At 71.7% G+C, this 25850-nt stretch carries 23 protein-coding genes; 13 read left to right on the top strand and 10 right to left on the bottom strand.

Annotated elements, in window-relative coordinates:
- Positions 1-7 precede the first annotated feature (7 nt).
- From O1W71_RS07520 to O1W71_RS07495, 6 genes are read left to right on the top strand one after another with little or no spacing between them, the layout of a single operon-like run.
- Positions 8-1468 carry a fumarylacetoacetate hydrolase family protein gene (locus tag O1W71_RS07520; protein WP_269267239.1) on the top strand — a complete coding sequence of 487 codons (1461 nt, stop codon included), beginning with the start codon at positions 8-10 and terminating at the stop codon, positions 1466-1468.
- A complete protein-coding gene (locus O1W71_RS07515) occupies positions 1468-2163 on the top strand; it encodes a GntR family transcriptional regulator (protein ID WP_269267533.1) in 696 nt (231 codons plus the stop codon). The genes O1W71_RS07520 and O1W71_RS07515 overlap by 1 nt, the downstream gene beginning before the upstream one ends.
- Positions 2164-2190: 27 nt before the next feature.
- Positions 2191-3702, top strand: coding sequence for a 5-carboxymethyl-2-hydroxymuconate semialdehyde dehydrogenase (hpaE, locus tag O1W71_RS07510; protein WP_269267238.1), 1512 nt, complete (start codon positions 2191-2193; stop codon positions 3700-3702).
- Positions 3703-3755: 53 nt separating this feature from the next.
- Positions 3756-4916: a 3,4-dihydroxyphenylacetate 2,3-dioxygenase gene (hpaD, locus tag O1W71_RS07505; RefSeq protein WP_269267237.1), complete on the top strand. Its 1161-nt coding sequence runs from the start codon at positions 3756-3758 to the stop codon at positions 4914-4916.
- Between the two features lie 27 nt (positions 4917-4943).
- Positions 4944-5729 (top strand): 2-keto-4-pentenoate hydratase, encoded by a 786-nt coding sequence (locus O1W71_RS07500; RefSeq protein WP_269267236.1) that lies wholly within the window; start codon positions 4944-4946, stop codon positions 5727-5729.
- Positions 5714-6517, top strand: a complete 804-nt coding sequence (locus O1W71_RS07495) for an HpcH/HpaI aldolase family protein (RefSeq protein WP_269267235.1) — start codon at positions 5714-5716, stop codon at positions 6515-6517. Before O1W71_RS07500 ends, O1W71_RS07495 begins: the two co-directional genes overlap by 16 nt.
- Before the next feature lie 7 nt (positions 6518-6524).
- Here O1W71_RS07495 and O1W71_RS07490 read toward each other — a convergent pair whose 3' ends face one another.
- From O1W71_RS07490 to O1W71_RS07480, 3 genes are read right to left on the bottom strand one after another with little or no spacing between them, the layout of a single operon-like run.
- Entirely contained in the window at positions 6525-7352 is an 828-nt protein-coding gene (locus O1W71_RS07490) for a PRD domain-containing protein (protein WP_269267234.1), read from the bottom strand.
- A gap of 44 nt (positions 7353-7396) precedes the next feature.
- Entirely contained in the window at positions 7397-8848 is a 1452-nt protein-coding gene (locus O1W71_RS07485; RefSeq protein ID WP_269267233.1) for a family 1 glycosylhydrolase, read from the bottom strand.
- Complete coding sequence (locus O1W71_RS07480) at positions 8835-10739, bottom strand: beta-glucoside-specific PTS transporter subunit IIABC (RefSeq protein WP_269267232.1); 1905 nt, start codon at positions 10737-10739, stop codon at positions 8835-8837. Before O1W71_RS07480 ends, O1W71_RS07485 begins: the two co-directional genes overlap by 14 nt.
- A gap of 220 nt (positions 10740-10959) precedes the next feature.
- On the opposite strand from O1W71_RS07480, the gene O1W71_RS07475 reads away from it, so the two are divergent.
- The 4 genes from O1W71_RS07475 (at position 10960) to O1W71_RS07460 (ending at position 14707) form a co-directional block, all read left to right on the top strand.
- Entirely contained in the window at positions 10960-11652 is a 693-nt protein-coding gene (locus tag O1W71_RS07475; RefSeq protein ID WP_269267231.1) for an SDR family oxidoreductase, read from the top strand.
- Positions 11653-11659: 7 nt separating this feature from the next.
- Positions 11660-13120, top strand: coding sequence for a glycosyltransferase (locus O1W71_RS07470; RefSeq protein WP_269267229.1), 1461 nt, complete (start codon positions 11660-11662; stop codon positions 13118-13120).
- Positions 13121-13205: 85 nt separating this feature from the next.
- On the top strand, positions 13206-13508 hold the full coding sequence (locus O1W71_RS07465) for a DUF7882 family protein (RefSeq protein WP_269267227.1): 303 nt from the start codon (positions 13206-13208) through the stop codon (positions 13506-13508).
- Positions 13505-14707, top strand: a complete 1203-nt coding sequence (locus tag O1W71_RS07460) for a glycosyltransferase family 4 protein (RefSeq protein WP_269267226.1) — start codon at positions 13505-13507, stop codon at positions 14705-14707. The genes O1W71_RS07465 and O1W71_RS07460 overlap by 4 nt, the downstream gene beginning before the upstream one ends.
- Here O1W71_RS07460 and O1W71_RS07455 read toward each other — a convergent pair.
- Genes O1W71_RS07455 through O1W71_RS07440 form a run of 4 tightly spaced genes read right to left on the bottom strand, consistent with a single transcriptional unit; the run spans position 14667 to position 18710 of the window.
- Positions 14667-15464 carry a glycosyltransferase family 2 protein gene (locus O1W71_RS07455; RefSeq protein ID WP_269267225.1) on the bottom strand — a complete coding sequence of 266 codons (798 nt, stop codon included), beginning with the start codon at positions 15462-15464 and terminating at the stop codon, positions 14667-14669. The two genes, O1W71_RS07460 and O1W71_RS07455, sit on opposite strands and share 41 nt — an antisense overlap.
- Complete coding sequence (locus O1W71_RS07450; protein ID WP_269267224.1) at positions 15461-16471, bottom strand: glycosyltransferase; 1011 nt, start codon at positions 16469-16471, stop codon at positions 15461-15463. Before O1W71_RS07450 ends, O1W71_RS07455 begins: the two co-directional genes overlap by 4 nt.
- The gene (locus O1W71_RS07445) at positions 16468-17586 is read right to left on the bottom strand and encodes a glycosyltransferase (protein ID WP_269267223.1); all 1119 of its coding nucleotides are present in this window, start codon (positions 17584-17586) and stop codon (positions 16468-16470) included. Before O1W71_RS07445 ends, O1W71_RS07450 begins: the two co-directional genes overlap by 4 nt.
- On the bottom strand, positions 17583-18710 hold the full coding sequence (locus tag O1W71_RS07440; RefSeq protein WP_269267222.1) for a glycosyltransferase: 1128 nt from the start codon (positions 18708-18710) through the stop codon (positions 17583-17585). The genes O1W71_RS07445 and O1W71_RS07440 overlap by 4 nt, the downstream gene beginning before the upstream one ends.
- Before the next feature lie 115 nt (positions 18711-18825).
- On the opposite strand from O1W71_RS07440, the gene O1W71_RS07435 reads away from it, so the two are divergent.
- Both O1W71_RS07435 and O1W71_RS07430 read left to right on the top strand, forming a co-directional pair.
- On the top strand, positions 18826-19884 hold the full coding sequence (locus O1W71_RS07435; RefSeq protein WP_269267221.1) for a hypothetical protein: 1059 nt from the start codon (positions 18826-18828) through the stop codon (positions 19882-19884).
- A complete protein-coding gene (locus O1W71_RS07430) occupies positions 19881-21158 on the top strand; it encodes a glycosyltransferase family 2 protein (RefSeq protein WP_269267220.1) in 1278 nt (425 codons plus the stop codon). The genes O1W71_RS07435 and O1W71_RS07430 overlap by 4 nt, the downstream gene beginning before the upstream one ends.
- On the opposite strand, the gene O1W71_RS07425 is transcribed toward O1W71_RS07430, so the two are convergent.
- Together O1W71_RS07425 and O1W71_RS07420 are read right to left on the bottom strand one after the other, a co-directional pair.
- A complete protein-coding gene (locus O1W71_RS07425; protein ID WP_269267219.1) occupies positions 21137-22150 on the bottom strand; it encodes a squalene cyclase in 1014 nt (337 codons plus the stop codon). The genes O1W71_RS07430 and O1W71_RS07425 overlap by 22 nt on opposite strands.
- Before the next feature lie 19 nt (positions 22151-22169).
- The gene (locus O1W71_RS07420) at positions 22170-24224 is read right to left on the bottom strand and encodes a beta-galactosidase (RefSeq protein WP_269267218.1); all 2055 of its coding nucleotides are present in this window, start codon (positions 24222-24224) and stop codon (positions 22170-22172) included.
- Positions 24225-24286: 62 nt separating this feature from the next.
- Between O1W71_RS07420 and O1W71_RS07415 the strand changes: the two genes are divergently transcribed.
- Positions 24287-24883: a TetR/AcrR family transcriptional regulator gene (locus O1W71_RS07415; RefSeq protein ID WP_269267217.1), complete on the top strand. Its 597-nt coding sequence runs from the start codon at positions 24287-24289 to the stop codon at positions 24881-24883.
- 123 nt (positions 24884-25006) lie between these two features.
- Here the strand turns inward: O1W71_RS07415 and O1W71_RS07410 are convergent, their stop codons facing one another.
- Positions 25007-25813 (bottom strand): sugar nucleotide-binding protein, encoded by an 807-nt coding sequence (locus O1W71_RS07410; RefSeq protein WP_269267216.1) that lies wholly within the window; start codon positions 25811-25813, stop codon positions 25007-25009.
- Between the last annotated feature and the right edge of the window lie 37 nt (positions 25814-25850).

Here is a 25850-nt window from a genome sequence, read left to right as displayed (position 1 = left end):
TTCGAATATGAGACAAGAGCGAGAAAGCTCCGGTCGACCGGGCAAGATCATCGCGGTCCACCTGAGCTATGCATCCCGGGCCGCGCAGCGCGGGCGCACGCCCACCGCCCCCTCGTACTTCCTGAAGGCGTCGAGCTCGATCGCCGGGAGCGGCGACACGGTCGAACGCCCGGCGGGTACCGAGCTGCTGGCGTTCGAGGGCGAGATCGCGCTCGTCATCGGGAGCGACGCGCACCGGGTCGGCCTCGCCGAGGCCTGGGACCACGTCGCCGCCGTCACCGCGGCCAACGACCTCGGCGTCTACGACCTGCGCGCCGCCGACAAGGGATCGAACCTCCGCGCGAAGAGCCGCGACGGCTTCACTCCCCTCGGCCCCGACCTCATCGACGCCCGGACCGTCGACCCGCACCGTCTCCGCGTCCGCGCCTGGGTCAACGGCGACCTCGTGCAGGACGACACCACCGGCGGCCTGCTGTTCCCGCTGGCGCAGATCGTCGCCGACCTCTCGCAGCACCTGACCCTCGAGACCGGCGACGTCATCCTGACCGGCACGCCGGCCGGATCGTCGGTCATCGTCCCCGGCGACGTCGTCGAGATCGAGGTCGACGCGCTCGACACCGGCGCCACGTCGGGACGACTCGTGACGACCGTCGTCGCCGACGAGGGCGCCGCGTTCGATCCCGCGCTCGGCTCGCTTCCCACGGTCGACGACATCCAGCGCGAGGAGGCCTGGGGATCGCGCGAAGCTGCCGGGCTGCCGGACGAGCCGGCATCCGGCCTCACCGACGATCTCCGGGCCAAGCTCGAGCGCGTGCCCGTCGCGGCACTGTCGCAGCAGCTGCGCAAGCGCGGGCTCGACGACGTGACGATCGACGGCGTGCGGCCGATGCACCCCGCCAGCAAGCTCGTCGGAACGGCCGCCACGCTGCGGTTCGTGCCGTTCCGCCCCGACCTCTTCGCCCGGCACGGCGGCGGCTTCAACGCGCAGAAGCAGGTGTTCGACGCGGTCTCGCCCGGCGAGGTCATCGTCATCGAGGCGCGCGGCGAGACCGGATCGGGCACGCTCGGCGACATCCTGGCCCTCCGCGCCCGGACCCGGGGAGCCGCCGGCGTCGTCACTGACGGCGGCGTGCGCGACTACGCCGCCGTCGCCGAGATCGGGCTCCCCGTCTACACCGCGGGCGCGCATCCGGCCGTCCTCGGGCGCAAGCACGTCCCGTGGGAGGCGGGCGGGACCATCGCCTGCGGCGGCGCGACCGTCCAGCCCGGGGACGTCATCGTGGGCGACGCCGACGGCGTGATCGTCATTCCGCCTTCTCTCGTGGCCGAGGTCGTCGATGCTGCCCTCGCACAGGAGGACGAGGACGCCTGGATCGCCGCGCGCGTCGCGGAAGGCGCCTCGGTCGACGGGCTGTTCCCGATGAACGCGGCCTGGCGCGCCCGGTACGACGGCGAGCGCGGCGCATGATGTCGCCGACGCCTCCCGAGGCCGGGACGCAGAGCAAATCGCAGCGCGCGTACCACTGGATCCGCGAGCGCATCGCCGAGCAGGAGTTCACCCCCGGCTACCGGCTCGTGCTGGGGACGATCGCCGGCGACCTCGACATGAGCGTCGTCCCGGTGCGCGAGGCGATCCGTCAGCTCGAGGCCGAGGGCCTCGTCACCTTCGAGCGCAACATCGGTGCCCGCGTGGCGATGGTCGACGACTCGCAGTACCGCTTCAGCATGCAGGCGCTGTCGATCCTCGAGGGCGCCGCGACGGCGCTCGCCGCGCGTGCGCTGAGCGTCGACGACATCCGGCGTGCGCGCGAGATCAACGCGCTGATGACCGAGTCTCTCGATCACTTCGATCCGCGCTCGTTCACCCGGTTGAACCAGGAGTTCCACGCGACGCTGTTCGAGCAGTGCGCCAACCCTCGAATGCTCGAACTCGTGCAGGCCGAATGGGCACGGCTCGGACACCTGCGCGACTCGACCTTCAGCTTCGTCCCGGGCCGCGCGCAGGAGTCGGTGCGGGAGCACGAGCACATCCTGGCGCTGATCGAACGAGGGGCGCCCCTCACCGAGATCGAGCACGCCGCGCGGCGCCACCGCTCGGCCACCCTCGACGCCTACATGACGCACGAGCACCCCGATCAGGCGCTCGGTCTGCCCAACTTCTGACCGCCCCCTGCTGCAAGGACGCACGAGATGACCGACACGACGCTCACCGCCCCCCACACGCCCGCGGACCTGCCCGGCGCCATCCGCCACTACATCGACGGGTCGCTCGTCGACTCGGTCGACGGCGCGACGTTCGACGTGCTCGACCCCGTCACCGGACGCGTGTACCTGCAGGCGGCAGCCGGCAAGAAGGCCGACGTCGACGCGGCCGTCGCGGCAGCCCGCCGCGCGTTCACCGAGGGGCCGTGGCCGCGGATGCTCCCGCGCGAGCGCTCGCGCGTGCTGCACCGCATCGCCGACCTGGTCGAGTCTCGCGACGCCCGCCTCGCCGAGCTCGAGTCGTTCGACTCCGGACTCCCCATCACGCAGGCGCTCGGCCAGGCCCGGCGGGCCGCCGAGAACTTCCGGTTCTTCGCCGACCTGATCGTCGCCCAGGCCGACGACACCTACAAGGTGCCCGGCCGTCAGATCAACTACGTCAACCGCAAGCCCATCGGCGTCGCCGGGCTCATCACTCCGTGGAACACCCCGTTCATGCTCGAGTCGTGGAAGCTCGCCCCGGCGCTCGCCACCGGCAACACGGTCGTGCTGAAGCCCGCCGAGTTCACGCCCCTGTCCGCGTCGCTGTGGGCGGGCATCTTCGAGGAGGCCGGACTGCCGCCGGGGGTCTTCAACCTGGTCAACGGCCTCGGCGAGGACGCGGGCGACGCGCTCGTGAAGCACCCCGACGTGCCGCTCATCTCGTTCACGGGCGAGAGCTCGACGGGGCAGCTGATCTTCGCCAACGCGGCGCCGCACCTCAAGGGGCTGTCGATGGAGCTCGGCGGGAAGAGCCCGGCGATCGTCTTCGCCGACGCGGATCTCGACGCGGCGATCGACGCCACGATCTTCGGTGTGTTCTCTCTCAACGGCGAGCGCTGCACGGCCGGCAGCCGCATCCTCGTCGAGCGCGCGGTGTACGACGAGTTCGTCGAACGCTACGCCGCGCAGGCCCAGCGGGTGCGAGTCGGCTTCCCCCACGACCCGGCGACCGAGGTGGGCGCGCTCGTGCATCCCGAGCACTTCGAGAAGGTCATGTCGTACGTCGAGCTCGGAAAGAGCGAGGGCCGCATCGTCGCCGGCGGCGGCCGCCCCGAGGGGTTCGAGAGCGGCACCTTCGTCGCCCCGACCGTGTTCGCCGACGTCGCTCCGACGGCGCGGATCTTCCAGGAGGAGATCTTCGGCCCGGTCGTCGCGATCACCCCGTTCGACACGGATGCCGAGGCGCTGGACCTCGCCAACGACACGAAATACGGGCTCGCCGCCTACGTCTGGACCAACGACCTGAAGCGGGCGCACAACTTCTCGCAGGCCGTGGAGGCGGGGATGGTCTGGCTCAACTCCAACAACGTGCGCGACCTGCGCACCCCGTTCGGCGGGGTCAAGGCGTCCGGCCTCGGCCACGAGGGCGGCTACCGGTCGATCGACTTCTACACGCACCAGCAAGCGGTGCACATCACCCTCGGCGGGGTCCACAACCCGACTTTCGGCAAGAGCTGACCCGCCGCCCGGAACCGCCGGACCCACCCGACATCGAGAGCAAGGACGCTGTCATGACCCACCGCGACCAGATGACCCGGACCTCCTCGGGCTACTTCGTCAGCCAGGAGGCGCCGATCACCTGCGACGACCCGATCCCGACGCCGACGGCGCCGGCGCCCGACATCCTCCGCTGCGCGTACATGGAGCTGGTCGTCACCGACCTCGCCGCCTCACGCGAGTTCTACGTCGACGTGCTCGGGCTCTACGTCACCGAGGAGGACGACAAGGCGGTCTACCTCCGTTCGACCGAGGAGTTCATCCACCACAACCTGATCCTGCGTCAGGGACCGGTCGCCGCCGTCGCGGCGTTCTCGTACCGCGTCCGGTCGGCCGACGACCTCGACCGCGCCGTCGCGTTCTACACCGAGCTGGGCTGCCGGGTGGAGCGGCGGCCGGGTGGGTTCGTGCGAGGCATCGGCGACTCTGTCCGCGTCGAGGATCCGCTCGGCTTCCCGTACGAGTTCTTCTTCCAGACCGAGCACGTCGAGCGCCTCTCGTGGCGCTACGACCTCCACACGCCCGGCGAGCTCGTGCGTCTGGATCACTTCAACCAGGTGACCCCGGACGTCCCGCGCGCCGTGCAGTTCATGCAGACGCTCGGGTTCCGGGTGACCGAGGACATCCAGGATGACGCGGGCACGGTGTACGCGGCATGGATGCGGCGGAAACCGACCGTCCACGACACCGCGATGACCGGCGGTGACGGCCCCCGAATGCACCACGTGGCCTTCGCGACGCACGAGAAGCACAACATCCTCGCGATCTGCGACAAGCTCGGCGCGCTCCGCCGATCGGACGCGATCGAGCGGGGGCCGGGGCGCCACGGCGTCTCGAACGCGTTCTATCTCTACCTGCGCGACCCCGACGGACACCGCGTCGAGATCTACACGCAGGACTACTACACCGGCGACCCCGACAATCCCGTCGTCACGTGGGACGTGCACGACAACCAGCGCCGGGACTGGTGGGGCAACCCCGTCGTGCCCTCCTGGTACACCGAGGCATCCCTCGTCCTCGACCTCGACGGAGAACCCCAGCCGCTGCGCGCCCGCACCGACGACTCCGAGATGGCCGTCACGATCGGCGCGGACGGGTTCTCGTACACCCGGCCGGGCGACGACGGGCTGCCCGAGTACAAACAGGGCGAGTACAAGCTCGGCAACCAGCTCTGATCTGCAACCAGCTCTGAGAGGACGCTCATGCTCTCCCCCGACGACATCGCCGCTATCGCGGACGACCTGGCCGAGGCCGATCGCACGCACAGCGTCATCCCGCGCATCACGGCGCGGTACCCCGGCGCCACTGTCGAGGACTCGTACGCCATCCAGGGCGTGTGGCGCGACCGGATGATCGCCTCGGGCCGCCGGCTCGTGGGACGCAAGATCGGTCTGACCTCGAAAGCGATGCAGCAGGCGACCGGGATCACCGAGCCCGACTACGGCGTCATGTTCGACGACACGGTCTACGGCTCGGGCGCCGAGATCGCCACCGAGCGGTTCTCGAACGTGCGCGTCGAGGTCGAGCTCGCCTTCGCGCTCGCCCGTCCCCTCGCCGGGCCGGACTGCACGCTCGACGACGCGCTCGACGCGATCGACTATGCCGTCCCGGCCCTCGAGATCCTCAACTCGCACATCGAGCTCGAGGGGCGCACGATCGTCGACACGATCGCCGACAACGCCGCTTACGGTGCGATGGTGCTCGGCGCCGAGCGGCGACGTCCCGACGAGATCGACCTGCGGTGGGTGCCGGCGCTGCTCTCGCGCAACGGCGAGATCGAGGAGACCGGGGTGGCGGCGGGTGTCCTCGGCCATCCCGCGACGGGGGTCGCCTGGCTCGCCAACAAGGTGTCGCAGCACGGCGCGCGCCTGGAGGCGGGTGAGCTGATCCTCGCCGGGTCGTTCACGCGGCCGATGTGGGTGTCGCGCGGCGACGAGGTCCGCTGCGACTATGGCCCGATGGGAGTGATCGCATGCCGTTTCGTCTGACACCGACCTTCCGCGACGCCCTCGGTCGCGCGGACCGCCCGCTCGCGGGGATCTGGGTGTGCTCCGGGTCGCCGCTGGTCGCCGAGATCTGCGCCGGCGCCGGACTCGACTGGCTGCTCATCGACATGGAGCACTCTCCCAACGGAATCGAGTCCGTGCTCGCCCAGTTGCAGGCCGCCGCCGCGACACCGGTCACGACGATGGTGCGGGTTCCGACCGCCGACCCCGTCGTGATCAAGCAGGTGCTCGACCTCGGTGCGCAGAACCTGCTCGTGCCGATGGTGTCGTCGGTCGCCGAGGCCGAGGCGGTCGTGCGCGCGGTGCACTATCCTCCCCGCGGCATCCGGGGCGTCGGTTCCGCCCTCGCCCGTTCGGCCCGCTGGAACCGCGTCGACGACTACCTGGCCGAGGCCGAGCAGCACGTGTCGCTCGTCGTGCAGATCGAGACCGCCACGGGGGTCGACGCCGCCGCGGGCATCGCTGCGGTCGACGGGATCGACGGCGTGTTCGTCGGCCCGAGCGATCTCGCCGCCTCGATGGGGCTGCTCGGACAGCAGTCCCACCCCGACGTGGTCGCCGCCGTCCGTCGCGTCTTCGCCGACGCCCGGTCCGCCGGCACACCGGCGGGCGTGAACGCCTTCGACCCCGCGCTCGCGCGTGGCTACGCCGAGGCCGGGGCGGACTTCCTGCTCGTCGGCGCCGACGTCGCGCTGCTGGCCCGCGGCTCGGAAGCGCTCGCGGCGGCCTGGGTGCCCGAGGCCGACCGCACCACCCGCGCCGGATACTGACGCGGGATCACCCCGGCACGGCGCGTGCGATGTGGAGAGCGAGGTAGGCGACCTCCTCGTCGGTGATCTCGATGTCGTGCTGCGTCCGCACGAGCGCACGCACGCGTTCGGCCGTCGCCGTCGCCCGAGGATGCCGCCGGCTCATGCTCGCGAACAGGAAGCCGTCGTCGCTGTCGAGCATGCGCCCCGAGAACACCCGCTCGGCGAAGAACTGCAGGTGCACGAGGAAACGCGACGAATGCAGGTCGTCGCCGAAGGCGATCCCCGTGGTGTTCGACACGATCGTGGTCGCCGCCGAGATGAGCCGTACGACATGCATCGTGTCGGCACCGGCCCGCCCGTTGGCGGCGTTCGCGAGGTGGAACGCGATGTTGGCGGCCTCTTCGTCCGGCACATCCACGCGCATGCGCGCCCGCAGCAGCTCGACACCGCGGGAGCCGACAGCGTACTCGTCGGGGTAGACGGTGCGCAGTTCCCATGCGAGCCGGTTCACGACGACGAGACCGCGACGGTGACGCTCGACGGCGAAGTGGAGGTGGTCGGTCAGCGTGAGGTAGATGTGCGGGTCGAGATCGAGCCCCGAGGCCACGGCGTCACGGACGATCTCCCGGGTGAGCTCGACGAACTCACCCGGGATCTGCGCGAGCAGCTCGACGAGGTTCCGCTGATCGGCGTCGTCGAGCGCGACGAACACCCGGTCGGTCGCGCCCTCGTCTACGACGTCGCCGGGTTTGGCACCGAATCCGATGCCCTTGCCCAGCAGCACCCGCTCGACGCCGCGCTCGTCATCGACGAGCACGACGCTCGAGTTGAGCACCTTCTTGATGATCTGCATGCCCGTCCTCATCGACCCGGCCTCACGCTCGTGGAGCAGGAGGGTCACCCGAGATCTGCGCCGTTCGTGGCGATCACCCGCTGGTACCACCAGAACGAATCCTTGCGCCGACGCTCACCGCTGCCCTGACCAAGATCGTCGAGGTCGACGTGAATGAAACCGTATCGCTTCGAGATCTGCGACGACGACGCACTAATGATGTCGATCGGCGCCCAGCTGGTGTAGCCCATGAGCTCGACACCCTCGTCGACGGCCCGGATCATCTCGCGGAAGTGCGCCCGGAAGTAGCCGATGCGGTACGGGTCGTGGATGCGCCCGTCGGCGGTCAGCTCATCGCGCATGCCCAGCCCGTTCTCGACGATGAACAGCGGCTTGCCGTAGCGGTCGTACAGATCGATGAGCGAGATCCGCAGCCCGACCGGGTCGATCTGCCAGCCCCACTCGCTGGACTCGAGGTAGGGGTTCTTGACTCCGAGCACCGTGTTCCCCGGGGTCCGCTCGGCATCCGGGTCGACGGACTCGGCGAGGGTCATGTAATACGACAGCGAGATGAAATCGACGGGGTGCTCGCGCAGCAGCTCGGCATCCCCCTCGGCGAACGGGATCTCGACGCCCTGTCGCGCGAGCGCGTTCAGGGCGAGGCGGGGGTAGGCGCCGCCGGCCTGGACATCCGTGCAGAGGTAGAGCAGCCGGTCCTTCGCCTGGGTCGCGGCGATGTCGTCGGGGTGGCACGTCAGCGGGTAGGTCTTCAGCATGGTCAGCATGCAGCCCATCTGCGACTCGGGCCACATCTCGTGCAGCATCCGCGTCACCGAGGCCGAGGCCACGAACTGGTGATGGAGGGCGGTGTAGCAGGCCTGCAGGATGCTGCCTTCGACGGTCTCCTCGATGATGCCGCCCGAAGTGAGCGGATGCCGCACGATGCCGTCGATCTCGTTGAATGACAGCCACAGCTTGACCAGGTGCCCGAAGCGCTCGAAGCACGTGCGGGCGAAGCGCTCGAACAGGGCGATCGTGCCGCGATCGACCCAGCAGTTGTTCTTCAGGGCGAGGGCGAGCGGCGGGTCGTAGTGCGAGAGCGTGACGAGCGGTTCGATGCCCAGCCGCCGCATCTCGGTGAACAGCCCCTCGTAGAAGGCGATGCCCTCCTCGTTCGGTTCCGTCTCCTCCCCCGTCGGGTACAGCCGCGTCCACGCGATCGACACGCGCAGCACCGTGAACCCCATCTCGGCGAACAGGGCGAGATCCTCGGGATACCGGTGGTAGAAGTCGATGCCGCGGCGCTTGGGGTAATACGTCTCGTCGTCATCGGCCATGGCGGCGGTGATGCTCTCGACCGTGTGCGCGTGATGGATCGCGTATTCGCGGGGGTCGACATTCGGACGATACTTCGCGATGTCCGAGACGGCCGGACCGCGGCCGCCCTCGCGCCACGCGCCCTCGGCTTGATTGGCGGCGAGCGCGCCGCCCCACAGGAACGAATCAGACAGTGCCACGAGCGGCCTCCTTGGTACGAGCGGTGAAGATGCCGGTGCCCGCCTCGACGGGCCCGGTGAGGGCTTCGACGACCTCGAACGCGTCGCCGTTGAGGACGACGACCGGGGTGATCGTGTCGAAGCCGGCGAGGTGGATCGCCTCGAGGTCGGCCTCGAGGATCAGCTGCCCGCGTTCGACGCGATCGCCCTGCGCGACGTGGGCGACGAAGGGAGCTCCGTCGAGCTTGACCGTGTCGAGCCCGACGTGGACGAGGATCTCGACGCCGTCGTCGCCGGTGATGCCGAAGGCGTGCTTCGAGGGCAGCAGGCTCGAGACCACTCCCGACAGCGGCGCGTACACGGCGCCCGCACTGGGGCGGATCGCGACGCCGTCGCCGAGGATGCCGCCGCCGAAGACCGGGTCGTCGACGCGGTCGAGCGGGACGACCTCGCCCGCGACGGGGGCGACGAGGCGGCCGTCGCCGACCGGGTCGGGCGCGATCCCGCCCGCCGGGCCGGTCTGAGCCTCGAGGGCGCGGATCGTGCCCGAGTCGGAGTCCTTCCAGATGACGAGCGCGACGACGAAGGCGGTCGCGAAGGCGACGAGCGCCCCGATGACGGCATGGATGAGGTTCCACGGGTTGAGCACGTCGATGAACATCGAGATGCTCGCAGCCCCCGGGCTGACGAGCGCGAAGGCGCCCACGGCGGCGATGCCCAGGTAGACGCCGCCGGTCAGCGAGCCGGCGATCACCGCGAACAGCGCACGGCGGTTCTGCAGCGTCACGCCGTAGAGCGCGGGCTCGGTGATGCCGAAGAACGCGGAGATGCCCGACGAGATGGCCGTGCCGCGCAGAGTCTTGTTGCGGGTGCGGATAGCGACGGCCAGGCTCGAGCCCGATTCGGCGATGTTGTGGGCGAGCGAGGCCACGAGGTAGAAGGGGTCACGCCCCTGCTGTGCGACCGTGGCGATCGTGGGCGGGATGAACGCCTTGTGCATGCCCACCGAGATGATGAAGGGGAGCACGGCTGCCAGCAGCGCGATAGCGACCCAGCCGAGCGTGCCGTACAGCCAGAGCATGCCGCCGGTGAGCAGCGATCCGAGGCCGTAACCGAGGGGCCCGAGGGCGAAGATCATGATCGGCGAGACCACGATGAAGCACAGCAGCGGCACGAAGAAGGTTCGGATGGGCCCGGGCGTGATCTTCGTCGCCAGCTTCTCGACGGGCCACAGCAGCAGCACCGCGAGGATCGGCGGGAAGACCTGGGCGTTGTAGGAGATCGCGGGGATGGCGAGGCCGAAGAGCGCGACACCGCCCTCCTGCGTCAGCAGACCGGAGAACGTCGGGAACACCAAGAGCCCGACGATGCCGAGAGCCAGCGGGATGTTGACGCCCAGCTTCTTCGCGGCGGTGTAGGTCACCAGCAGCGGCAGGAAGAAGAACACCGCGTCGGGGATCGCCGAGAGCACCTGGTAGCTGGGGTCGGTCGTCTGCATCCACCCGAGCGCCGAGGCGAGGATCAGGAACGACTTGAAGATGCCCGCGCCGGCGATGGCCGGGATGATCGGGGTGAACACCGCGACGACGAAGTCCATGATCGCCGAGCCCGCGCGCTTCCATGTCAGCTTCGGACGGGTCTCCCCCGCCGCACGTGCCGCCGCACGCCCGCCGCGCAGCTTCTCGATCTCGGTGAAGTAGTCGCCCACCTTCGACCCGACGATGATCTGGGTCTGCGGACCGCGCACGACGCCGATGACGCCGGGCACCGCCTTCAGAGCCGCCTCATCGGCGCGGGCGTCGTCGACGAGATTGAATCGGAGCCGCGTCGAGCAGTGCTGCAGGGCGGCGATGTTCTCGGGTCCGCCGACGTGCTCGAGGATCGCGCCCGCGGCGTCCTTCGTGGTGGTCATCTTCGTTTTCCTCCTGTGGAATCCCGGACCGTACCGCCGGAGCGGCTCCGCTCCGGCCCCGGTCGGAGGCAATAAAAAAAGGACCCGACCGCCGTGCGATGCACGTACGTTCGGATCCTGCCTGCATGACCAGTCACATGTCCGAGATGATCGTCGCACGTTCCACGGCGGCACGCAAACGAGCACGGCGGGGCCGTCGCGCGGATGCGACGATGGGTGCATGACGCAGACGCATCTCATCACGGGCTCGGGCTCGGGTATCGGACTCGCGATCGCCCGCCGACTCGCCGACCGGGGCGACCGGCTCCTGCTCGTCGGCCGGAACGAGGCCCGCGCGGCCGAGCTCGCGGGGCTCTTCCCGAACGCCGTCGGCGTCGCCGCGGACCTGCGCGAGCCCGCGGCACTCGCCGGCGCGCTCGCGGACCGGCTGCCGGAGGCGATCGACACCGTCATCCACGGCGCGGGCGTCGTCGAGCTGGGTCCTGTTGCCGAGCTGCCCGTCGCCGCATGGACCGATCAGCTCACCGTCAACCTCATCGCGGCAGCCGAACTCACCCGCCTCGCTCTGCCGGCGGTACGGGCCGCGCGCGGTCAGATCCTGTTCGTCAACTCCGGCGCCGGCCTCACGGCGCACCCGGCGTGGAGCGCCTACGCCGCGTCGAAGCACGGACTCAAGGCCCTCGCCGACGCGCTGCGCGGCGAGGAGGCCGCCCACGGCGTCCGCGTGACGACGGTCTACCCGGGGCGGACCGCCACGCCGATGCAGGCGGAGGTGCACCGCCAGGAGGGCCGCGACTACGACCCCGCCGCCTTCATCGATCCCGAGTCGGTCGCGACGACCGTGCTCGCCGCCCTCGACCTGCCACGAGACGCCCTGGTCCCGGACGTGTCCGTGCGTCCCGGCCCCCGGTGACGTCGACGTGGCCGGCTCCGACCTTCCTCCCGGGCGTCACCTCGCACTGACCTGGGGCATCGCCGTTCCCTACGGGGGCATGACCACCGCCCTGCTCGATCGCAGCCGCCTCTTCGCCGAGGCCGGAACTCCGGTCGACGTGCTCACCCTCGACGACCGCGCGTTCCCCCTGCCGCCGGTCACCGACCCCGACGCCACGACGCCCGTGACGATTCGCAACCTCTACGACTGGCTACGGACCGGCGGCGTGCATCCCGGCACGGGGCTCCCCGACGCACCGCCCGCGCTCGATCCCGCGGACGACGGCGTCATCATCGATGAGGCGAACGACGTCATCCTCCGCCGCCTGCGGCTCGGCGTGGACGGCAAGCCGGTGGACATCGACCACCTCCGCCCCGATGGCACGATCGCGCTGTCGGAACGACGGGTCGGCGCCCGGGGCCGCCTCCTCCTGGCCCGCGACGCCGACGGCCGACCAGTCCGCGCCTGGCGCCGACGCTACGACTTCTACGCCGACTGGCTCGACCACCTCGCGGGCGAGGGCGAGGCGTTCCTCATCGTCGACAGCAAAACCGTTGCGCCCTTCGCGGCGGGATACCGGCGACGCCGGGTCACGACCGTGCACGTCATCCATGGCTCGCACCGGGGGCCGAAACCGGGCTCGGTGCGAGCATCGCGCCAGGCGGTGTTCTCGCGACTGACCGATTTCGACGCCGTCGCATTCGCCACCGACGCCCAGGCCGCCGACGTGAGGGCGATCGTGGGGCCGCGTCCGTTCCTGACGAGCGTCGCCCACCCGGTCTCGCTCATCGACGCCGCGACCCTGCCGACGGAGGCCGCACGAACCGGCGCCGTCGTCATCGCCCGGCTCGAAGCGATCAAGCGGGTGGAGGATGCCGTCGCGGCCATGCGCCTCGTGCACAGCGATGACGGACCGCGCGTCCCCCTCGACATCTACGGCACGGGTTCTCGCGCCGCCGAGCTCGCCGTCCTCGCCGAGGACGACGACGCGATCCGCTTCCACGGGCACACCGATGAGCCGGCAGCGGCCATGGCCACCGCCAGCGTCCTCCTGCTCACGAGCAGATCGGAGGCGTTCGGTCTGGTCCTCCTCGAGGCGATGGCCGCGGGCTGCCTCCCCATCGCCTACGACATCGCCTACGGACCGGCCGAGCTGATCCGCCACGGCGAGAACGGATGGCTCGTCGCGGACGGCGACGTCGGCGCCCTCGCGGACGCCGTGCGAGCCGCGGCCGAGCTCGACCCCGCCCGGCGGGCCGCGATGCGGGAGAACGCCCGAGCGACCGCATCCGAGTACAGCGACGCGCGCATCCGGCGCCGTTGGGCGAGCATCCTGCGGGCGGCTCGTCGCCGGCATCGCTCTCGCGGCCGGCTGCGCCAGCCCTCCGCGGCGGTGCGCCGCGTCGTCTCCGGTGTACGCCGACGCCTGCACCGCTCCACCCGCTAGCCCGCCGTCCGCCGGCTCGTCAAGGGGCACTCGCAACAGCGGGCCCCTGGTGCACCCTGTCGTGGCACGAGGGGAGAGCGCCGCGATGGGAGAACTGCGATACGGGTCGGGCCTCATCCCCGTCGCCATGCCCGACGACATCCTCGCCCACCTGCAGGTCGTGGTCGCCGCCAAGCTCGGCGCGGGCGAAGGATTCACGGTGAGCTGGAGACACGGCGACGGACAGGGGCGCAGCACGCTGTGGCTCGAGCGCTCGATCCCGCTCCGATTCGACTTCGCGTCGCCGCATCCCGTCGCCACCGATCCGCGGCGGGTGCGGGCGATGCTCACCGAGGCCGCTGCGGTCACGGGACTCTCCCTCGGCACGCTGCCGCTCGATTCCCCATGACCGGCCTGCTCACCTCGCGGACCGGAACGCGCTGGCTCGTCGCGACTCCCGAGTACGCCGGCGTCACCGCCTACACCGGCGGGATCGGTCGCCACTACGCCGCGCTGCTCCCGGCCCTGGCTCGCCAGGGGGTCGCCGTCGACCTCGCGCTCGAGACGAGGGACGATCTCGTGTCCGACGACCCGGGCGACGGGGTCAGGCTGGTCGACGGCGGCGTGCGTCGCGCCTACCGCGCTCATCACCATGACGTCGTCTTCGCTCCCGAGTGGGGCGGCCTGGCCGCGCCGCTCCCCCGCACGGCACCCCTGCTGACGAATCTGGCGACCGGCGTCCGCCTCGCCGACCAAGTGTCCGGGCTCACGCCGGGAGACCTGCCGATCGGGCAGCGGCTCGCCCGCCTGCGGCAGGCGTCGGCGGAACGGCGTCAGCTGTACCGGTCCGCCGGTCTCATCGCCATCTCGCGGGCGATGCTCGAGCGCACCAGCGACCTGTACCCGGGCCTGCCGCCGGCTCGCGTCGTCCGCAACTGCATCGACGTCGCCGCGGTCGCGGCAGCAGCGACGCGCGCGGCCGCACCCGACGGCTGGCCCGACGATGACGCGCCGGTCGTGCTCTTCCTCGGCCGTTCCGAGCGACGGAAGGGCGTCGAGGACGCTTTCGCGGCGTTCCGGCTCGTGCATGACGACGTGCCGGGCGCCCGCCTCGTCCTCGCCGGCGCGGGTGGGGATGCCCGGTACGAGCCGACGCGCGCCGCACTCCTCGAGATGCTGCCGCCGACGGCGCGCGACCGCGTGATCTGGCTCGGGCACATGCCGGGCGAGGAGCTCTACGGAGCGATCTCACGAGCGGATGTCGTCATCTGCCCCTCCCGCTGGGAAGGCTTCGGCAACGTCGCCCTCGAGGTCAAGGCGATCGGCACTCCCCTCGTCGTGACCTCCGGCAGCGGGTACGACGACTTCTGCACCGACGGTCAGGACAGCCAGAGCGTCCCGCCCGCCGACCCGGAACGTCTCGCCGCCGCGATCAGCGTCGCCGTGCGGCATCCTGCCTGGGCACGGACGCTCGCAGAGCATGGGCGCGCGCAGGTCGCCGACTTCGCCCCCGACCCCGTCGCCCGCGACCTGATCGCCGCCGCGACGGAGTTGCTCGTCGGCGCGGTCAGCCCGCGACTCGACGCCAGCCGTCGCCCTGGCGGGTGATCGCTCCGGCTCGTTCGAAAGCCTCCAGCCAGCCCGTCATAGGCCACTCGCCCCACTTCTCAGCGAAGAGGGCGCCGTTGCGCAGGATGTCGTCGAGGTGCTGCCAGGGCGGCGACGAGGTCTCGTGATGCTGGTGATACGCGTCGGCGCCGCCGACCCAGACCATCGGGACGCCGGCGCGACGCAGGGAGAACGCGAAGTCGGTGTCTTCTCCGCCGTAACCCTCGTATCGCTCGTCGAACCCGCCGACGGCCTGCCATACGGCCGTCGTGGTCGCGAACGAGAGCGACCAGAACAGCGGGTAGTCGGCGGGGTCGGCGCGCTGCAGGGTGCCGGCGGGCGGAGCCGGGCGGGCGGCGTGGGGCGCGGTGGCCGCGCGGAGGGATGCCGCGTCGAGCGCCGCCCCCGCGGGCAAATACGTCACCGGCCCGCACAGGACCGCATCGGGGTGCTGGCTCGCCGCATCCCGGTAGCGATCGACGAGCTCGGGCCCGGGGATGCAATCGGCGTCGAGAAAGACGAGCAGGCGCGCCCCGAGCGCCTCGGCCGCACGGGCGCCGGCGTTTCGCGCCGCCGCGAGCCGGAGACCGGCCGCCCCGGGGGGAACGCGCACCACGGACTCGGCGTCGAGGAGGGGCGCATCGTCGTCGCCGATCCACACGACGACCCGCGGCACACCCGCCGTCGCGCGCAGCTGATTGCGCAGGTGCTCGAGGCGCGGTGCCGAGCAGAGCGTCACGATCGCCATGTCGCTCATGCACCGGCTCCCGCCGCCGCCTCGGCACGGATGATGTCGGCCGCGCGCTGCGCCGCTCCGTCGGCGCGCCACGCGGTCCATCCCTCGCCGCAGGCCGAGGCCTGGTCGAGCAGATCCCGCCAGCGCGCCGGCTCGGGCCACCGGGGCACGGCGACGGCGAGGCCCGACCGCCCGAGCGCCAGGGCGGTCGCCCGCTGCTCGGAGAACGGACGTTCCTGCGGGATGACGATCGCAGGTGCGCCCGCGGCGGCGAGATCGGCGACCGCGTTCTGACCGCACCACGACACGACGACGGCTGCCGTCGTCAACGCATCCCAGGGGTCGGCGGCCCACGCTCCGGAACCGGCGCCGAGCACACGCCACGGACGCCCCGACGCGCGCTCCGCGGCCGCGATGTCGTCGGCCGAGACGTCGGCGCCACCGCCGCCGCCGAGCAGGACGACCTCGTCGCCGCGCGGCTGCGCGGGCCGACGACGACCGGCGAACCGCGAGATCCCGCCGACGAACGCGACGCGGTCACCAAGCGAGGTCAGGTGCTCGGGAGCATAGATCTCCTCCGGCCAGGGCGCGATGACCCGCCGCGCCGCGGCATAAGCCAGCCGGTGCGGCTCGTCCGTGCGGTCACCGGGCTGCGTGATGATCACCACGGGCACGCCGAGGAGCCGGACGAACAACGTCACCTCGGCCGAGACGTCGACGACGAACGCGTCGATGTCGCCCGCCCCGACCGCTGCGGCGATGACCGCGAGCCGCGAACGGTGGCCGACGTGGTGCAACGGAGCCCAGTGGAGCAGGCCGCCCGCCGTCGGGTCATCGGCGGGGACGGCCGGTGCGGGCACGTCATCGCGGGAGAGCTCGACCCACGAGACGTTCGCGGGCAGCTCGGCGGGAGCGGGCATCGAGCTGAAACAGACGACGTCGGAATCGAGGTGGGGCGCGATGGCGAGCATACGGGTCAGGTGGCCGCGACCATGATGGTGCACGTACCAGCCGATGCGCCCCGTCATGCCGGCAGCTCGGCGGGCGCCGCGCGGGTGCTCAGCGACGCGAAGATCTCCTCGAGGGCGCTCATGCGCGCGTCGAGAGAGAATCGCTCCACCGCCCGCGCGCGAACCGCGCGGCGGAAGCGCGGATCACGCGCCTGCGGCCACATCTCCGCCACGGCATCCGCCATCGCGGCGACGTCTCCGGCGGCCACGAGATGCATCCCGACGCTGGCCGCCGCGATCTCGGGCACGCCGCCCACCGCGAAGCCGACCACCGGCGTCCCGCACATGAGCGCTTCCGGACCGACGAGCCCGAACGGCTCGGCCCACGCGGGAGTCGCGAGCGCGACGGCCGACCGACCGACGAGCGCGGCGAGTTCGTGAGGGGTGAGCTCGCCGGCCAGCGTGACGTCGTCGCCGAGCAGCGGGCCGAGCACGTCGTCGGCGTACGCGCGGTCGCCGACACGACCGGCGATCGTGAGCCGTCGCCCGAGCGATCGGGCGACGGCCACGGCCAGGTGCGGGGCCTTCTCGGGAACGATGCGGCCGAACCAGACGAGGTCGTCGCCGCCCGGCCCGGCGGTCCAGACGCGAGGGTCGACGCCGTTGGCCAGCAGGGTCGAGGCGACACCCGCGTGCTGCCACTCCCGACGCGTGTGCTCGCTGACCGAGAGGAACGTGCTGCCCCGGCCCGCCGCGGCACGGTGGGCCCGCACGAAGTCATCGTCGACGGGCGTGTGCAGGGTCGTCACCATCGGCACGTCCAGCTGCGGTGCGAGCTGCAGCGGGAGGGCGTGCAGGCAGTGGTTCGAGATCACGTCGAAGTCCGCGGCCCGCGCGCCGATCGTCTCGAGGGCGCGCCGGAGCATCGGCACGCTGAGGGTTTCGTAGGCGGGCGGGTACGTCTTGTCGGTGCGCACCGCGTCGGCGTCCCAGCCCAGCTCGGGCATCTCCCAGAGGCTGCCGGGCTCGACGTGGTCCGACCCGGTCACCGCGACGACGGTCACCTCGTGGCCTCGGGCGCGCAAAGCCTCGACCTCCGACCACACGGCGGCCTCGAGCCCGCCGGCGTGAGGCCTCCGGATCGGAAACCGGAGCGGCGCGATGACGGCGATGCGCAGCGGACGCCCCGTCACGAGGCACGCTCGCTGCGAAGACGGCGGTACAGCGCGGCATGCGCTTGCGCCGTCCCGGCATCCTGCTCGCGACGACTGTCGCGACGCGCTTCGATGAGATCGGCCCGCGCGACCGAACCGGGACGGGCCGCCTCGTCGCCCGACAGCAGCGTGCGCAACGCAGCGGCGAGCGTCTTCACATCGCCCGGGTGGAAGCGCGCGATCGAGTCGTCGTCATGCTGATCGGCGAAGTGGCCGACATCGGGGACGGCGACGGGCACGCCGAGGTCCCAGCAGAGCTCGAGCCAGCCGGAATGGCTGCCGAACCGGTAGGGCAGCACGCAGACGTCGAGTCCGCCGAGCGCCGTGTTCAGAGCGGCGTCGGGAAGTCGGCCCTGCTCGACGAGGACCGCGTAGGGGTGGCCGGCCACGGCCGCCCGCACCTCGTCGCGGGCGTCGTGATCGCGGACCGACCGGTGCATGCGGATCTCCGCGACAGCGTGATGCCCCTCGTCGCGGAGGCGCTCGACCGCGGCGATCAGCGTTCGCGCGCTGGTCGGCCCATCGGTGCCGGGGCGAAGGTCCTTCAGATGCATCCCGATCCGCAGCTCTTCGCCCACCGCGACGACCGACGGGGTCTCGCCCTCGCGCAGGATGGCGGGATGCGGCAGCACGACCGCCTCGCGTCCCCAGCGCTCGTGCACCTCGGCTGCAGCGCCTGCGGTGAGCGTCACGAGAGCGTCGACGCGCGGAATGAGCTCGTCGAGCTGGGCGGCGTACGGACCCTGCTCCGCGAGCTGGGGGTGAGTCAGATCGTGGACGGTGAAGACGACAGCCCAACCGGCGGCATGGGCCGCGTCGATGCACGCCGTGAGGTGGCCCGCGGGGAAAGACTCGGTGCCGAAGTGCACGTGCAGGATGTCGGCACGATCGGCGTGCTGACGAATCCAGTCGGGGTCGAGGGCGACGGGGGGCCACCACACGCCCTCGGCCGCGCCAGCCACCGGCGGGTCGGGCAGGAGCTCGATGCCCGCGGCGTGCGTGACACGCTGCACGTAGGGATGCCCGGCGGGCACCGCGACGACGCGCACGTCGGGCGCACCGGACATCTCGTCCAGGGGCGCACTGGCGGTGACGATGGTCACGGTCCTCCTTGCTGAAACCGCCGAAACGGGGGCGATCCGAGTCGGACGCTAGCCGAGCGGGACGCCCGGCGCCTCGCACTTGCGCGAACCACAGGTGACCGGTAACGATGACCGGATGCCCGTCGACACCCCTCCCCTGTGCCTCGTCTGGGGTCCTGCCGGACACGGAGTGACCGACTACGGCTCCGACGTCGCCGCCGCCGCGCACCGTCTCGACCCGGCCGCGCGCGCCGCCGCCGTGACCGACCTCAGCGCCGCGCTGACAGCGGTCGCTCCCGGCGAGCCCGTGCATCTGCATGCGACCGACCGCCTGCTCGGAGCGAGCCTGGAGGATGCCGCCGACGCGGTCGAAACGCTCTCGCGCGCCTGCCGGCTGACTCTGACACTGCACGATCTGCCGCAGCCGTCAGACGGCACGAAATACGACCGCCGGGTCGCCGCCTATCGCCGTTTCTTCGCCGCCGCCGACGCCGTGGCCGTCAACAGCGAGCACGAGCGGCTGCTCGTGTCGGAGCACCTCGGCGACGACCTGCGGCCCGAGGTGATCCCGCTCGGAACCCGGCTCGCCCGCGCTCCTGAGCCGGGTCCCGCCGACGCCCCGGACCGACCCGGCGCCACCGCCGACCTCATCGTGCTCATCGCGGGGTTCGTGTACCCCGGAAAGGGGCACGAGCCGGCCCTGCGCGCCGCTACCGCGGCAGTGAACGCGCTGCGTGCGTCGGGCCGACCGGTCGGCGAAGCGGTCGTCCGCGCTCTGGGTGCCGCCTCGCCGGGCCACGAGGGCGACGTCGCGACGCTCCAGCGCTTGGCCGCCGACCTCGGCGGCCGCTTCGAGATCACCGGATTCCTCGACGACGCCGAGTTCGCCCGGCGGCTGCGCGAGCCCGGCATCCCGGTCGCCGCGCACGAGCACGTGTCGGCGTCGCGATCGATGCTCGACTGGATCGAGGCCGGACGTCGTCCGCTCGTCGTCCGGTCGCGCTACAGCGACGAGATGGACGACCTGCGACCCGGAACGACGGTTCTCTTCGACCCGGCGGAGCTGACCGGCCGCCTCGCCGAGGCGTGGGAGGACCCGGCCTCGACTCGTCTGGTCCCCGGGCATCCCCTGCGTCCCGACCTGGCCGACGTCGCCGGGGCGTACCTGAACTGGTGGCGCGGGATGTCGCGATGAGCTCGGGCCCACTGCCCGGCGAAGCCCTACCCGGCAACCGGTGGGACCTTCTCGACGGCCGATGGCCCGAACAGCCGCCGACCGTCTCGGTGATCGTCGCCCACTACCGCCAGCCCGAACAGCTCGCTCGGACGCTCGCCGCGCTGCGAGCACAGGATCACGCGGCTGACCGGCTGCAGATCATCGTCGCCGACGACGGCTCGCCCGAACCGCCCGCCGTTCCGGACGGGGTCGAGCTCGTCCGCCACGCGGACCGGGGTTTCCGGCTCGCGGCCGTCCGCAACCTCGGAGCGACCGCGGCACGCGGCGACGTGCTCGTGTTCCTCGATGCCGACACGGCCCCCGAGCCCGCCTTCATCCGAGAGCTGACCCGGCTGCCCGCACTCGCGCCGGACTGCGTCACGGTCGGGCGGCGCCGGCACGCAGACCTGCGCGGCGTCGACGCCGCCCGGCTCGCCGAAGAGGCGGCGCGCACGGCCCTGCCCGAGCCGGAATGGCTCGCGGCGGAGTATCGCCGAACCGCGAACCTGCTCCGCGCTGACGACCGCAGCTATCGCCACGTCATCGGGGCCGTCATCGCGTGCTCGCGGGTGCTGTTCGACGCGACGGGAGGCTTCGACGAGTCGTTCACGTCGTACGGCGGGGAGGACTGGGAATGGGCCTACCGCGCGTGGCTGCATGGCGCGCTGCTCGCCCACGTGCCCGCAGCCGTGGCGTGGCACGACGGACCGGATGCCGCCGGACGCGATGAAGGCGCGGTGGCGCGCCGCAACGCGGAGACCATCCGGCTCAGCGACCTCATCCCCGTCGCCGGTTCCGCCGGCCGGGGTCTGCGGCCCACCCACCCCGACATCGCGATCATCGCGCCGCCGCGCGGGAGCGACGGGCAGCGGTTCCTCGCTCTCGACAGCGCGCTGGCGGCTCTGGGGCCGGCTGCGGGGCGCGCCGCCGTGCTTCCGGAGGAAACCGAGCCGGGTCCCGCGTTCGATCGCGTCCGGATCATCATCGAGCTGCTCCGCCCGGTCCGCATCGACGGCGACGACGACGTCCTCACCGCCGCACTGGCTCGCGTCGACGGCGAAGGCCTCGGTGAGCTGACCCTGTGCTCCCCCGACAGCGAGCCCCTCCTGCGGGTCATCTCGGTGCGCGCCCGCGCGCGGAGCGACCGCTGGCGCCGCGGGGATCTCTTCCCGACGGCGTCGGTGACGACGCGAGCGATCCACGCCGTCACCGACGAGCCCGATCTCGCCGCCTACCTCGGCGGCTGGGGCTGACCCGGGCTCACTCCGCCGGGTAGCGGGCGGCGCGCATCCCACCACCGCAGCACGCGCAGGGCGATCATCGTCAGCCAGGGCGACGGCTCGCCCGCGGCGGCATCGATGTCGAACCAGACGCGTCCCGCCAGCGGCTCGCCCTGATGCCATGTCCCGTCGGCGGCGCGAGCGTTCCGGACCATGTCGATCGCCTCCGCCAGCCGCGGGTCGGGTGCGGCGTTTTCGAGAAGCGCGGCCGCACGGAAATGATCGAGGGCGGCGAGCGCGCTGTAGCGGTGGCGATTGGGGTAGACGAACTCCGTCACGAAGTCGCCGACGGGCGCGCTGGTCGAGGCACGGAAGGCGAGCCGGCGCGAAAGCAGATACTCCTCCCCGCGGTGCCGGCTCTCGCGGAGGGCCGGGTCGCCCGTGATCTGCTCCCACGCGAGCATGCCGCGCAGAGCGTTGAGCGTCGAGTGGAACGACCCGCGCACCGATCGTCCTTCCTCCGCCTCGCAGTTCCACCCGCCATCGGCGAGCTGATGCTCGCGGAACCACCGCGCCAGGCCGCTCATGTCGACGCCGAGCCAGGCGCCCGTCGCGAGCGTGAAGGAATTGATGCAGACGTCGATCTCGCCGTCCCAGTACGGCAGGTCGTCGTATTCCCACCGGCTGTTGCGCCGGAGCCGTTCCGCGGTGTCGCCGAGGACGGCGGCGTCCAGACCCCACTCCCGCAGATCCTTCAGGGTCCAGGTGGTCGCCGTCCAGGGCTGTCCCGGCGCGCGGGCCTCCGGGCTGTCGAAGAACCCCGCGGGGAAGTACGCGCCGCCCTCCCACTGACCGTCGTCGCCCTGCTCCCGCAGGAGGCGTGCGCCGTTGCCCTCTGTCGCGACGCGAGCCCGCGTGGCCTGCCACACGGATGGCGGAGCGTCGGCGAGATCACGCTCCACCTGCCAGCGCAGCGACGGGTCGGTGTCCAGAAGCCACGCCAGCGTGCCGTCCGTGTCGGTCATGCGGTCATTGTCGCGCGGCTCAGCCCTCCTGCGCGAGCACCGCGACACCGCGCGGGGCGATCGCGACGGCATCCGCGGAACCTCGCTCGGCGGCACCCGCGATCAGGTCGCCCGCTGCGGCCACCACCACCTCGGCGTCGGTGCGGTTCGCGAGGAACACGAAGCGCCCACCCTCGTGGCGGCGGATGATCACGTCGACGTCGCCGTCGGCCGCGAGGGGGTCTGCCGCGAGCGCCGGGATGTCGCCGGCCAGGCGCCGCACGACGTCCGCGGCACCGGCGCGACCGATCGCAGCCGACACGTACGTCGCGCTGCCTCCGCTGCCCTGGCCGCTTCGGCGTCGGGTCACGGCCGGGGCGCCGTCGAGGTCGCCTCCGGCGTAGGTGTCGAGCACCTCGACATCCGGTTCGACGCGCGCGATGCGCTCGCTCCAGCCGCGGACGACCGTGCCGGAGGCGAGGGATGCCGTCTCCCCCGGCAGCATCGGCACGAACTCGTCGATCGTGATGCCGAGCAGCTCGCGCAGCGCGCCCGGGTAACCGCCGAGCCACACCCGGTCGTTCTCGTCGACCACGCCCGAGAAGTAGGTCGTCACGAGGTGACCCCCACCGGTGACGAAGGCGGTCAGGCGCTCGCGCAGCGCCGCCGGCACAACGTGGAGCATCGGCGCGACGACCACCTCGTAGTCACCGAGGTCGGCCGCGACGGGCACGACGTCGACGCGCACGCCGAGGTCGAGGAGCGCTCGGTACCACAGCAGCGTCTCGTCGTCGTAGGCGGGCGACTCGGAGGGGTGCGAGTCGCGTCCGCTGACCCACCACGACTCGTAGTCGAACACCAGCGCCACGCGCGCCCGTTCGCGCCGGCTGCCGGTGACCGGCGCCAGGTCGCGCAGCTGCGAGCCGAGGTCGACCACATCGCGGAACACCCGGCTCTCGGCGCCGGCGTGCGGGACCATGCCGGAGTGGTAGCGCTCACCCCCGGCGCGGGACTGCCGCCACTGGAAGTAGCAGACAGCGTCTGCCCCGTGCCCGACATGGGTCAGGGCGTCGCGGACCAGCTCGCCGGGCCGCTTGGGCGGATTCACGGCGCGCCAGTTCACCGCGCTCGGCGCGTGCTCCATGAGGAACCACGGCCGGCCGCCGGCGATGTTGCCCGTGAGGTTCGACCAGAACGACAGGTCGTCGCGCCCGAGCTCGCCCGGGCGCAGGTAGTGGTCGTTCGACACGAAGTCGACGTCGCCGACCCACGAGGGGTAGTCGATGTCGCGGACGTTCTGGGCGACCATGAAGTTCGTCGTGCGCGGGATGCCGGGCGTCACCTCGGCGAGCACCGCATTCTCGGCGCGCAGGTGGTCGCGCACGGCATCCGACGAGAAGCGCTCGAAATCGAGCTGCTGTCCGGGGTTGCGCTGCGTCGGCGCGGCACGCGGGGGCAAGATCTCGTCCCACTCCTCGTAGTGCTGCGACCAGAACGCCGTGCCCCAGGCCTCGTTGAGCGCGTCGAGGGTCGTGTAGCGCGCCTGCAGCCACACCCGGAAGGCCCGGGCGGCGTCATCCGAGAAGTCGTAGAGGTTGTGGCAGCCGAGCTCGTTCGAGATGTGCCAGGCGACGAGAGCAGGGTGATCGGCGTAGCGCTCGGCGAGCGCACGCGTCAGCCGCAGCGCGTACTCGCGGAAGACTGGCGACGTCGGCCGCCAGTGCTGACGCGACCCCGGCCAGAGGGTCGTTCCGTCGATCGTCTGCGGCAGGATCTCGGGATGCCGCTTCGCGAGCCACGGCGGCGGCGACGCGGTCGCGGTCGCGAGGTCGACGTCGATACCGTTGGCGTGCAGCAGATCGATGACCTCGTCGAGCCAGCCGAAGTTCCACTCGCCCGGGCGCGGCTCGAGCAGCGCCCACGAGAAGATGCCGAGCGAGACGATGTTGACGCCCGCCTCGCGCATCAGCCGGACATCCTCGTCCCACACCTCGCGCGGCCACTGCTCCGGGTTGTAGTCGGCGCCGTAGCGCATCCGTCCCGGGCCGAGCGCCCCGTCCTTCACCCAGCGGTAGGTCGTGTCATCCGTTGCCATGCGATCAGCGTAGACCCAAATGCGTGCAGATGCACGGGATTGATGTGATCTACGCTCGGGTCATGCCATCCAACGCCCTTCACCCCCGCGGGCCGTACGCGAAGAGCGCGGCCCGGCGTGCGGAGATCGTGGCGTCGGCGACGGTCGTGTTCGGCACCCACGGCTACCGCGGCGGGTCGCTCCGGCAGATCGCCAAGCAGCTCGACCTGAGCCTCACTACCGTGATGCACCACTTCCCCACGAAGGTCTCGCTGCTGGCGGCCGTCCTCGAGCAGGAGGATGCCGCCGACACCGACTTCCCCGCGCGCGCAGCCCGCGACGGGTTCATCCCGAGCGTGCTGGCGATCGTCGAGCGCAACCTCGCCCGGCGCGAGCTCGTGCGCATGTTCTCGATCGTGTCGGCCGAGGCGACGCACCCCGAGCACGAGGCGCACGCGTGGCTGCTCGAGCGCTACCGCGCGGTCACCGAGACGTACGCCGCGGCCATCGCCGACGATCGCGCCCGCGGCCGACTCGACGCCGACGACGACCCTCGAGCCCTCGCCGACCTCGTGATCAGCGGGTGGGAGGGCATCCAGATCCGCTGGCTGACCGACGACACCGACCCCGTCGCCGCGATGCGCCTGCTGCTCGTCGGCCTGCTGCGGCCCCGCGCCTGAGCCCACCGCGCCTGAGCCGATACATTCGTCGGACTGGCGGGGCTGATGTGGCCTCGGCGCCCGCTGCAGGCGACACCAGCACCTCCGATCCGACGACTGTATCGCCGCTTCTGGGTTCGGCGATCAGCCTCGATCGGCGATCATGCGACCGTAGCCCTCGACGAACGTCGGGAACGTCAAGTCGAGCATCGCCGCGAGGCGCGAGCCGTCGAGCACCTTGCCGCGGTCAGCGTCGGGGTCGACCTCCGCGCGCGGCGGAGCGTCGACCCCGAAGCGATCCGCGATGAACTCGACCACCTCGCCGAGGGTCGCGGGTCGCCGGTCGACGCCGTGCAGAAGCGTGGGCGGCGCGTCCGCGTCGAGCAGCTGCGCGATCGCGCGCACGAGGTCGACCTCGTGGATGCGGTTGGTGCGACGCTCGTAGTCGACCGGCTCGCCCGCGAGCACCTGCCGGATCAGCCGCTCACGTCCGGGCCCGTAGATCCCGGCGGGCCGCACGACGATCGCGTCGAACATCTCGCGCGCCGCACGTTCGCCGTCGACGAGCTGTTCGCCGCGCGTGCTCGTCGGCCGGGGCTCGTCGTCCTCGTCGAGGGGACGCTCCGGATCCCACCCCTCGAAGACCCGCGTCGACGACACGAAGACGGAGCGCTCGGGCGGTTTCGGCAGCGCGCGAGCGATCCGCTCGAGCGCGGCGCGGTAGAAGCCGGGGTCATCCCCCGGCGGAAGCGTGACGACCATCGCGTCGACCGCGGGCAACGTCGTGTCGAGGGGCGCTGCCAGATCGGCGACGATCGGCGTGAACGCAGGCCGGATGCCGCCGGCGCTCCGCCGGATCGCGACGACCTCCTGCCCCGCATCGACGAGACTCTCGCCGAGGCGAGTGGCGACCTTGCCGGATCCGACCAAGAGCGTACGTCGAGCAGTCATGCCCCCCATCTTCCCAGGGCGCGCCCGGGCCGGGGCC

The organism is Microbacterium sp. H37-C3 (assembly GCF_027157935.1).
Lineage (GTDB): Bacteria > Actinomycetota > Actinomycetes > Actinomycetales > Microbacteriaceae > Microbacterium > Microbacterium plantarum.
This window is presented reverse-complemented; position numbering and strand designations above follow the sequence as displayed.